Source organism: Micromonospora maritima (assembly GCF_902825405.1).
Lineage (GTDB): Bacteria > Actinomycetota > Actinomycetes > Mycobacteriales > Micromonosporaceae > Micromonospora > Micromonospora maritima.
On record NZ_CADEAU010000192.1, the window covers coordinates 1 to 9,626 of the forward strand.

10 protein-coding genes and 1 pseudogene are annotated in these 9,626 nt (G+C 72.8%); 7 read left to right on the forward strand and 4 right to left on the reverse strand.

Annotated elements, in window-relative coordinates; genetic code table 11:
• The 7 genes from HUW36_RS17785 to HUW36_RS17815 form a co-directional block, all read left to right on the forward strand.
• Nucleotides 1-711: gluconeogenesis factor YvcK family protein (locus HUW36_RS17785; protein ID WP_174529204.1), on the forward strand; the 711-nt coding region annotated here is incomplete at its 5' end.
• A 54-nt stretch (nt 712-765) separates the two neighbouring features.
• Entirely contained in the window at nt 766-1,746 is a 981-nt protein-coding gene (whiA, locus tag HUW36_RS17790; RefSeq protein ID WP_013287467.1) for a DNA-binding protein WhiA, read from the forward strand.
• 264 nt (nt 1,747-2,010) lie between these two features.
• Nucleotides 2,011-3,015 carry a type I glyceraldehyde-3-phosphate dehydrogenase gene (gene gap / locus HUW36_RS17795; RefSeq protein ID WP_174529205.1) on the forward strand — a complete coding sequence of 335 codons (1,005 nt, stop codon included), beginning with the start codon at nt 2,011-2,013 and terminating at the stop codon, nt 3,013-3,015.
• Nucleotides 3,012-4,211, forward strand: coding sequence for a phosphoglycerate kinase (locus HUW36_RS17800; protein WP_174529206.1), 1,200 nt, complete (start codon nt 3,012-3,014; stop codon nt 4,209-4,211). Before gap ends, HUW36_RS17800 begins: the two co-directional genes overlap by 4 nt.
• The gene (gene tpiA, locus HUW36_RS17805; RefSeq protein WP_174529207.1) at nt 4,212-5,003 is read left to right on the forward strand and encodes a triose-phosphate isomerase; all 792 of its coding nucleotides are present in this window, start codon (nt 4,212-4,214) and stop codon (nt 5,001-5,003) included. It abuts the gene before it with no gap.
• A 95-nt stretch (nt 5,004-5,098) separates the two neighbouring features.
• Complete coding sequence (gene secG / locus HUW36_RS17810; protein ID WP_174529208.1) at nt 5,099-5,359, forward strand: preprotein translocase subunit SecG; 261 nt, start codon at nt 5,099-5,101, stop codon at nt 5,357-5,359.
• A 131-nt stretch (nt 5,360-5,490) separates the two neighbouring features.
• Entirely contained in the window at nt 5,491-5,835 is a 345-nt protein-coding gene (locus HUW36_RS17815) for an RNA polymerase-binding protein RbpA (protein ID WP_174529209.1), read from the forward strand.
• Nucleotides 5,836-5,900: 65 nt separating this feature from the next.
• Here the strand turns inward: HUW36_RS17815 and pgl are convergent, their stop codons facing one another.
• The 4 genes and pseudogenes from pgl to HUW36_RS17835 all read right to left on the reverse strand — a co-directional run.
• On the reverse strand, nt 5,901-6,671 hold the full coding sequence (gene pgl / locus HUW36_RS17820; protein WP_174529210.1) for a 6-phosphogluconolactonase: 771 nt from the start codon (nt 6,669-6,671) through the stop codon (nt 5,901-5,903).
• Nucleotides 6,672-6,738: 67 nt separating this feature from the next.
• Entirely contained in the window at nt 6,739-7,755 is a 1,017-nt protein-coding gene (locus tag HUW36_RS17825; protein ID WP_174529211.1) for a glucose-6-phosphate dehydrogenase assembly protein OpcA, read from the reverse strand.
• Nucleotides 7,752-9,266, reverse strand: coding sequence for a glucose-6-phosphate dehydrogenase (gene zwf, locus HUW36_RS17830; RefSeq protein WP_174529212.1), 1,515 nt, complete (start codon nt 9,264-9,266; stop codon nt 7,752-7,754). The genes HUW36_RS17825 and zwf overlap by 4 nt, the downstream gene beginning before the upstream one ends.
• 50 nt (nt 9,267-9,316) lie before the next feature.
• Nucleotides 9,317-9,626: pseudogene (locus HUW36_RS17835) on the reverse strand (glucose-6-phosphate isomerase); the annotation flags it as partial.

Genomic DNA, 9,626 nt, shown 5'->3' on the forward strand with positions numbered 1-9,626 from the left:
CCGCTCGCGTCGGCGGCAGGCGACCCGCTGGCCGGCCACGCGGTCGGCAACCTGCTGCTGCACGGGCTGACCGAGCTGCTCGGCGACCCGGTGGCCGCGCTCGACCACGCCGGCGCGATGCTCGGCGCGGTCGGCCGGGTGCTGCCGATGTCCCGCCAGCCGGTCGGCATCGAGGCCCGGGTACGCGGTGCCGACCCGGCCCGCCCGGACGAGGTGCGTACCGTGCGGGGCCAGCACCAGGTGGCGGTCACCTCGGGCACGGTGGAGTCGCTGCGGCTGACCCCGGCCGCGCCGGCGGCGTGTGCCGAGGCGGTGAGCGCGGTCCGCGCCGCGGACTGGCTGATCTTCGGGCCGGGCAGCTGGTACACGAGCGTGCTGCCGCACCTGCTGGTGCCCGGGCTGGCCGACGCGATCGTGTCCAGCCCGGCGCGACGGATGGTGACGCTGAACCTGGTGGCCGAGAAGGAGACCTCCGGGCTCTCCCTGCCTGACCATCTGGACACCCTGCGGCGCTATCTGCCCGAGTTGAAGGTGGACATGGTGCTGGCCGACTCCACGGCGGTGGGTGACCCCGTGGCGGTCGAACGTGCGGCAGAATCGCTGGGTGCCCGGCTGGTCCTCGCCCCCGTCGCCGTCACCGACGGCACGCCCCGTCATGATCCGGCCGCACTCGGCGCCGCACTGGTGCCTGTCCTGGGCGCCGATCGTTAGACACGTACGTAATCACCGGCGACACGCCGGAACCGGTCCTGAGGGGGCGCTGGAATGGCGATGACGGCTGCGGTCAAGGACGAGCTGAGTCGGGTCGACGTGCCCAAGCCCTGCTGCCGCCGGGCGGAGATGGCCGCCCTGCTGCGCTTCGCCGGCGGCCTGCACATCGTGTCGGGTCGCGTCGTGGTCGAGGCGGAGCTGGACACCGGCGCGGTGGCGCGTCGGCTGCGGCGGGAGATCGCCGAGGTCTACGGCTACTCGAGCGAGATCCACGTGCTCGCCTCCGGCGGCCTGCGCAAGGGCAGCCACTTCATCGTGCGGGTGGTCAAGGACGGCGAGGCGCTCGCCCGGCAGACCGGCCTGCTGGACGTGCGCGGCCGCCCGGTGCGCGGCCTGCCGCCGCACGTGGTGGCGGCGAACGTCTGTTGTGCGGTGTCGGCCTGGCGCGGGGCGTTCATGGCGCACGGCTCGCTGACCGAGCCGGGCCGCTCCAGCGCGCTGGAGATCACCTGCCCGGGGCCGGAGTCGGCGCTGGCGCTCGTCGGCGCCGCCCGCCGGATCGGCATAACCGCCAAGAACCGCGAGGTCCGTGGCGTGGACCGGGTCGTGGTCAAGGACGGTGACGCGATCGCCGCGCTGCTCACCCGCATCGGCGCGCACTCCAGCGTGCTGGCCTGGGAGGAGCGTCGGGTACGCCGCGAGGTGCGGGCCACCGCCAACCGGCTGGCCAACTTCGACGACGCGAACCTGCGCCGCTCGGCCCGTGCCGCGGTGGCCGCCGCCGCTCGGGTCACCCGGGCGCTGGAGATCCTCGCCGACGACGCCCCCAACCACCTGACCTCGGCCGGCCGGCTGCGGCTGGAGCACCGCCAGGCCTCCCTGGAGGAGCTGGGTGCGCTCGCCGAGCCGCCGCTGACCAAGGACGCCATCGCCGGCCGGATCCGCCGGCTGCTCGCGTTGGCCGACAAGCGGGCCCGCGACCTGGGCATCCCGGATACCGAAGCGGCCGTCACGCCCGACATGCTCGTGGTCTGATAGGACCGGTGAGGCGTCGAGCTGCGAGGGGGATCACCACCCGGCGCAGCACGGCGGCGCGCGCTCGGATAAGGTCGCTGCGTACGGCAAGGGGGCCGGCAAAGGCATCCCTCGCCGTGCTCACCGCCTCGGGCGGTCTGGTCTCCTGGGACCGCGGCGGGGTGGCCGAGATGAACCGTCAACGGCCGGCTCCACCGGTCGGCGAACAATCTCCGCCGGCCGGGCTCACACGCCGGCGGACCAGAACGCGAGGAGATGGGACCTGTGACCATCCGGGTTGGCATCAACGGCTTCGGCCGGATCGGCCGCAACTTCTTCCGGGCAGTGCTGGCGTCCGGCGCTGACATCGAGGTCGTGGCGGTCAACGACCTGACCGACAACGCCACGCTCGCTCACCTGCTCAAGTACGACAGCATCCTGGGCCGCCTCCCGCACGAGGTGAAGGCCACCGCCGACGAGATCACCGTGGGCGGCAAGACCATCAAGGCGTTCGCCGAGAAGGACCCGGCGAAGCTGCCGTGGGGCGAGGTCGGCGCCGACGTGGTCATCGAGTCCACCGGTTTCTTCACCGACGGCGGCAAGGCCAAGGCGCACGTCGACGGCGGGGCCAAGAAGGTCATCATCTCCGCTCCGGCGAAGAACGAGGACGTCACCGTGGTCATGGGCGTCAACCAGGACCAGTACGACCCGGCCAAGCACACGATCATCTCGAACGCGTCCTGCACCACCAACTGCCTGGCCCCGATGGCCAAGGTCCTCCAGGACACGTTCGGCATCACCAAGGGTCTGATGACCACCATCCACGCGTACACGCAGGACCAGAACCTGCAGGACGCGCCGCACAAGGACCTGCGCCGGGCGCGGGCCGCCGCGCTCAACATCGTGCCCACCTCGACCGGCGCCGCGAAGGCGATCGGCCTGGTGCTGCCGGAGCTCAAGGGCAAGCTGGACGGCTACGCGCTGCGGGTGCCGATCCCGACCGGCTCGGCCACCGACCTGACCGTCGAGGTCGGCCGGGAGACCACCGTGGACGAGGTCAACGCCGCGATCAAGGCCGCCGCGGAGGGCCCGCTCAAGGGCATCCTGGTCTACAACGAGGACCCGATCGTGTCCGCCGACATCGTCACCGACCCGGCGTCGTGCATCTTCGACGCGCCGCTGACCAAGGTGATCGGCAACCAGGTCAAGGTCGTCGGCTGGTACGACAACGAGTGGGGTTACTCCAACCGCCTCGTCGACCTGGTCAAGCTGGTGGGTTCGTCGCTGTGACGATCCGTAACCTCGACGACCTGCTCGGCGAGGGGGTGTCGGGTCGGCGCGTGCTGGTGCGCGCCGACCTGAACGTCCCGCTCGACAAGCAGACCGGTGAGATCACCGACGACGGCCGGATCCGGGCCGTCCTGCCGACGCTGAGCGCGCTGGTGCAGGCCGGCGCGAAGGTGGTCGTCTGCTCGCACCTGGGCCGCCCGAAGGGCGCGCCGGACCCGCAGTTCAGCCTCCGCCCGGTCGCCGGGCGGCTCGGTGAGCTGCTCGGCGCCCCGGTGCACTTCGCCGAGGACACCGTCGGTGACTCGGCGCGGTCCACCGTGGCCGGCCTGGCCGACGGTCAGGTCGCGCTGCTGGAGAACCTGCGTTTCAACTCCGGTGAGACCAGCAAGGACGACGCCGAGCGGGGCGCGTTCGCCGATCAGCTCGCGGCGCTCGGCGACGTCTACGTGGACGACGCGTTCGGTGCCGTGCACCGCAAGCACGCCAGCGTGCACGACGTGCCGGCCCGGCTGCCGCACGTCGCCGGCCGCCTGGTCCTGCGCGAGGTGGAGGTGCTCAGCCGGCTCACCGGCGACCCGGAGCGCCCGTACGTGGTGGTCCTGGGTGGCTCGAAGGTCTCCGACAAGCTGGCCGTGATCGAGGCGCTGCTGCCCACTGTCGACCGGCTGCTCATCGGTGGCGGGATGTGCTTCACCTTCCTCAAGGCCCAGGGCCACGAGGTGGGCACCTCGCTGCTGGAGGCGGAGATGGTCGACACCTGCCGCAACCTGATGGAGCGCGCCCCGGGCAAGATCATGCTCCCGGTCGACGTGGTGGCCGCGGACGCGTTCGCCCCGGACGCCGCGCACGACACCGTGCCGGCCGACGGCATCCCCAGCCACCGGCTGGGCCTGGACATCGGCCCGGAGACGGTCGCCGGTTTCGCCGCCGCGCTGTCGCAGGCGAAGACCATCTTCTGGAACGGGCCGATGGGCGTGTTCGAGATGGCGGCGTTCGCGAACGGCACCCGCGGGGTGGCCGAGGCGATCACCAAGGCCGACGCGTTCAGCGTGGTCGGCGGCGGCGACTCGGCGGCGGCGGTGCGGGCGCTGGGCCTGGACGAGTCCTCGTTCGGGCACATCTCCACCGGCGGTGGCGCCTCCCTGGAATACCTGGAGGGCAAGACCCTCCCCGGCATCGCGGCCCTGGAGAACTGAATGGCGAGCACCACCCGCCGGCCGCTGATGGCCGGCAACTGGAAGATGAACCTGAACCACCTCGAGGCCAACCTGCTGGTGCAGAAGCTGGCCGCGAGCCTGAACGAGAAGCAGCTCACCGACGTCGAGTGCGTCGTGCTGCCGCCCTTCACCGACCTGCGGACCGTGCAGACCGCGGTGGACGGCGACAAGCTGCTGATCGGCTACGGCGCACAGGACCTGTCGCCGTTCTCCTCGGGCGCCTACACCGGTGACATCGCCGGGCCGATGCTGGCCAAGCTGGGCTGCGGCTACGTGGTGGTCGGCCACTCCGAGCGGCGGCAGTACCACTACGAGGACGACGCGCTTGTCAACGCGAAGGTGGCGGCGGCGCTGGCGAACGGGCTCACCCCGATCCTGTGCATCGGCGAGGGCCTGGAGGTGCGCGAGCAGCTCCGCCAGGTGCCGCACTGCTGCGACCAGCTCGACGGCGCGCTGAAGGGGCTCACCGCCGAGCAGGTCACCAAGGTCGTCGTGGCCTACGAGCCGGTCTGGGCGATCGGCACCGGCAAGACGGCGACCCCGGAGGACGCCCAGGAGGTGTGCGGCGAGGTGCGCAAGCGCCTCGTCGAGACCTACGACGAGGCGACCGCCCAGCAGGTCCGGATCCTCTACGGCGGGTCGGTCAAGGCGTCGAACGTCGCCGCGATCATGGCGCAGCCGGACGTGGACGGGGCCCTGGTCGGGGGTGCGAGCCTGGACGCCGAGGAGTTCGCGCAGATCTGCCGGTTCCCGGAGCACACCGCCCGCTGATCGCTCGCTATCCTTGACGCTGCCCGTCCACCGGTCGGTGCCGCCGTGCCCGACAGGTCCGGGCAGTGATCGTAACGAGAGGACTGACCCCCGCCATGCCGATCTGGTTCGCCTACACGATGATCACGTTGCTGGTCATCACGAGCGTCCTGCTCACCCTGCTGATCCTCCTGCACCGCGGCAAGGGCGGCGGTCTGTCGAGCATGTTCGGCGGCGGCGTCAGCTCCAGCCTGGCCGGTTCGTCCGTGGCCGAGAAGAACCTCGACCGCTACACCGTCCTGGTGGGGATCGTCTGGTTCGCGTGCATCGTCGGGATCGGGCTCTGGCTCCGGCTCCAGATGGCCAGCGGCACCTGAGCGAGCGCCGAAGAAGCGTACAATCTGCGCGCGGTCCGTCACGGACCGCGCGCAGTTTTGTTTCTCCGCCCGTCGCCCGGCGCCGACCCCCTCCGACGCCGGTCCCCTCCGACGACAGGGAGCGAGCAACCGTGCCCAGCAACAACGTCATCCGCGGCACCCGGATCGGGTCCGCCCCCGAGCGTTTCGACCAGCGCACCGAGCCGGCGCCGCGCCGGCCGGTCGTCTACTGGTGCCGCCACGGGCACCGGGTCGAGTTCCTGATCGCCGCCGAGGCGGAGACGCCGGCCACGTGGGACTGCCCCCGCTGCGGGGAGCCGGCCGGCCCCGACCCGGGCAACCCGCCGGGCCGCACGCGCGCCGAGCCCTACAAGACCCACCTGGCGTACGTGCAGGAGCGGCGCACGCCCGAGGAGGGTGAGGCGCTGCTCGCCGAGGCTCTCGACGCGCTGCGCCGCCGTCGCGGTCGCGCCTGAGCCCAGGTGTTAAGAAGGGGCCCCTTCTCTACCGGAGGCGTTAAGAAGGGGCCCTTCCTTACCGCTCAGCGGAGGCTGCGCGCCCGGGGCGGCACGTCGGCCGCCGCGGCCCGGTCCAGCAGCCAGAGGGTACGGGCGACGCCCTGCACCCCCGCCGCCGGCAGTTGCCGGGATCCGGCCCCGGCCAGCGCCATGCCCACCGCCCGCGCCTTGTCCGCCCCGGCGGCGACCAGCCACACCTCCTCGGCCGTGTTGATCGCCGGCAGCGTCAGCGTGGTCCGCACCGGCGGCGGCTTCGGGCTGCCCCGCACCGCGCTGACCGGGCGGTTGTCGTGGTGCACCGGGTGCTCCGGGAACACCGACGCCACGTGCCCGTCCTCGCCGACGCCGAGCATCAGCACGTCGAAGTGGGGCAGGGCGGCGTGCCCCGGGCGGGCGGCGGCGGCCAGCTCCCGCGCGTACCCGGCGGCGGCCGCCTCCGGGTCGTCACCGGCCGGCCCGTCCGACGCCGGCATCGGGTGCACCCGGGCGGGGTCCAGCGGCACCGCGTCCAGCAGCGCCGCCCGGGCCTGGGTCTCGTTGCGCTCCGGATCGCCGGCCGGCAGGAACCGCTCGTCGCCCCACCAGACGTCGACCCGGGACCAGTCGACGGCGTCCCGGGCGGGCAGCTGTCCGACCGCCCGGTAGACCGCCGCGGCGATCCGCCCGCCGGTCAGCACCACCGACGCCTGGCCCCGCTCGGCCTGCGCGTCGAGCAGCTTGACCACCAACCGGGCCGCCACCGCCTGCGCCAGCAGGTCGGGGTCGGCGTGTACGGCGACACTCGCCTCAGTCATCCGTGTGCTCTCTGTCCGACCGCCCCGCGGCGGTCACCTGTGCTGTCCGACCGCCCGGTCCGGGCGGTCACTCGTTCGCGGTCGCGCCCGCGTGCGCGGTCACGCCGGCCTCGGCCCGCTGGGCGGTGGCCGGGTCCTTCCACACGTGCACCCGCTGGGCCGGGCGCTGGTCCAGCCCGGTCAGGCCGGCCGCCGCGCCGAGCGCCTCGGCGTACACCTGGTCGGCGTCGAGCCGGCGCAGCTCCTCGGCCAGCTCGTCGCCGAGCGGGCGACGGACCAGCGGCAGTGTCCGGTCCTCCTGCCCGGTACGGCGGAAGACGGCGATGCTGTCGTCCCGGGTCAGCGTCAGCTCGTCGCCGTTGGCGCAGCGCAGCTGCACCTCACGCATCCTCGGGAACTCGTCGGTGTGCTCCCAGGCCGGGTCGATGCCGAGGCGGGCGTTCAGCCAGCCGCGCATCAGCGCCGCCGTCGGGTCGGTCCGCGGCGCCACCACCGTCGCCTCGGTGACCCGGGCCTGGGTGGTGTCGAACGCGCCCGCGACGAGCGTGCGCCACGGGGTGATCCGGGTCCAGGCCAGGTCGGTGTCGCCCGGTGCGTAGTCGTGGGCCCGCTGCCTCAGCGCGGCGATCGGGTCGGCGGCCTGCGCCGAGTCGGTGATCCGCCGGTCGGCGACCACGCCGAGGAAGTCGGTGGCGATCTCCTCCGGCGGCTCACCGTGCCACCACGTCACCACCGGCACGTCCGGCACGAGCAGCGGCATCACCACGGACTCGGCGTGCAGCGCGAGCCGGCCGTACATCCGGGTCACCACCGCCTCGCACGGTCCGAGCCGGCCCCCGACGACGATCTCCGCGTCCAGCCGGTTGCGGTCCCGCTCGACGTCGGAGCGGACCACCACGAGCAACCGGCAGGGGTGCGCGGCGGCGGCGATGGTGGCCGCCGCCTCGGCCTCCCGGACCCGCTTCTCGTCCACCACGACGATCAGCGTGAGCGCCATGCCGCTGGCCACCCCGCCCGCGCTGCGCCGCTCCGCGGCCAGCGCCTTGACCACCTCGTTGCCGGTGGTGTCCCACAACCCGATCATGCTCTTCTCCAAGCCCGGCCCTCGGCGGCCAGCATCTCGTCGGCGGCCCGGGGGCCCCACTCACCGGCCCGGTACGGCTCCGGCGTCGTGCCCTCCCAGGCGTGCTCCAGCGGGTCGACCACCTGCCAGCTCTGCTCGACCTCGGCGGCGTCCGGGAACAGCGTCCGGTCGCCGATCAGCACGTCCAGCACCAGCCGCTCGTACGCCTCCGGGCTGGACTCGGTGAACGCCTCGCCGTACTGGAAGTCCATCGCGATGTCGCGGACCTCCATCGTGGTGCCCGGCACCTTGGAGCCGAACTTCAGCACCACGCCCTCGTCCGGCTGCACCCGGATGACGAGCTGGTTGGGGCCGAGGGACTCCATGTCGGCGGCGTCGAACGGCAGGTGCGGCGCCTTCTTGAACATGATGGCCACCTCGGTGACCCGGCGGGGGAGCCGCTTGCCGGCCCGGATGTAGAACGGCACCCCGGCCCAGCGGCGGTTCTGGATGCCCAGCTTCACCGCCACGTACGTCTCGGTGGTGGAGCCCTCCGGGACGCCCTCCTCCTCCAGGTACCCCTTGGCGCGCTCGCCGCCCACCCAGCCGGGCAGGTACTGGCCGCGCACGGTGTCCCGGGAGACGTCCCGGGGAACCGTGATGGCCTTGAGCACCTTGAGCTTCTCGGCCCGGATCTCGTCGGCGTCGAAGCTCGTCGGCTCCTCCATCGCGACCAGCGCGAGCAGTTGGAGGAGATGGTTCTGGAGCACGTCGCGGGCGGTGCCGACGGAGTCGTAGAACGCGGCCCGGGTGCCGATGCCGACGTCCTCGGCCATGGTGATCTGCACCGAGTCGACGTACTTGGAGTTCCACAGCGGCTCGAACAGGTTGTTGGCGAACCGCAGCGCCAGGATGTTCTGGACCGTCTCCTTGCCCAGGTAGTGGTCGATCCGGAACACGTCCTGGCTGGTGAAGACGTCGTCGACCAGGTCGTTGAGCGCCTTGGCCGAGGGCAGGTCGTTGCCGAACGGCTTCTCCACCACCACCCGGCGCCAGCCGCCGGACTTCGCGTTGTCCGCCATGCCGGTGCGGGCGAGCTGCTTGAGCACCACCGGGAAGGCCGCCGGGGGGATGGAGAAGTAGAAGGCGGCGTTGCCGGCGATGCCGTGCGAGTCGCGCAGTTCGTCGAGCGTGGCGGCGAGCTGGTCGAAGGCGGCGTCGTCGTCGAACGACCCGCCGACGAACTTGATGTTGCCGGCCAGGCGGGCCCACACCTCCTCCCGCCACGGGGTGCGGGCGTGCTTCTTGGCCGCGTCGTGGGCGACCGACTCGAAGTCCCCGTCGCCCCAGTCCCGGCGGGCGAAGCCCAGGACCACGAAACCGGGCGGCAGCAGCCCCCGGTTGGCCAGGTCGTAGACCGCCGGCAGCAGCTTCTTCCGGGCCAGGTCCCCGGTGACCCCGAAGATCACCAGGGCGCACGGCTCGGGGATCCGCGGCAGCCGCCGGTCCTGGGGGTCGCGCAGCGGGTTCACCGGGCCACCTCCTCCTGCATCTCGGTCGGTCGATTCCAGGTCATTGATCGTCACGTGCGTGTCCGTCCGGCCGTATCCAGCAGTTGGGCGACGCCCGCCGCCCGCTCGGTCAGGTGCAGTCGCAGCACCGGTCGCTCCCGGCCGGCCAGGGCCCGCCGGTCGCCGGCGGCCCGGGCCGCCTGGAGTTCCGCGAAGGTGTACGGGCGACCGGGCACCGGCAGATCATCGGTGACCGCACCGGTGATCAGCAGGTGCCGGCCGCGCGCGTCGGTGGAGCCCGGGCGACGGGCCCCCCACCCGAGGGTGACGGGGCGCCCGGTGACGCGGGCCAGCAGCGGACGCAGCCCGGCGACCGCCGCG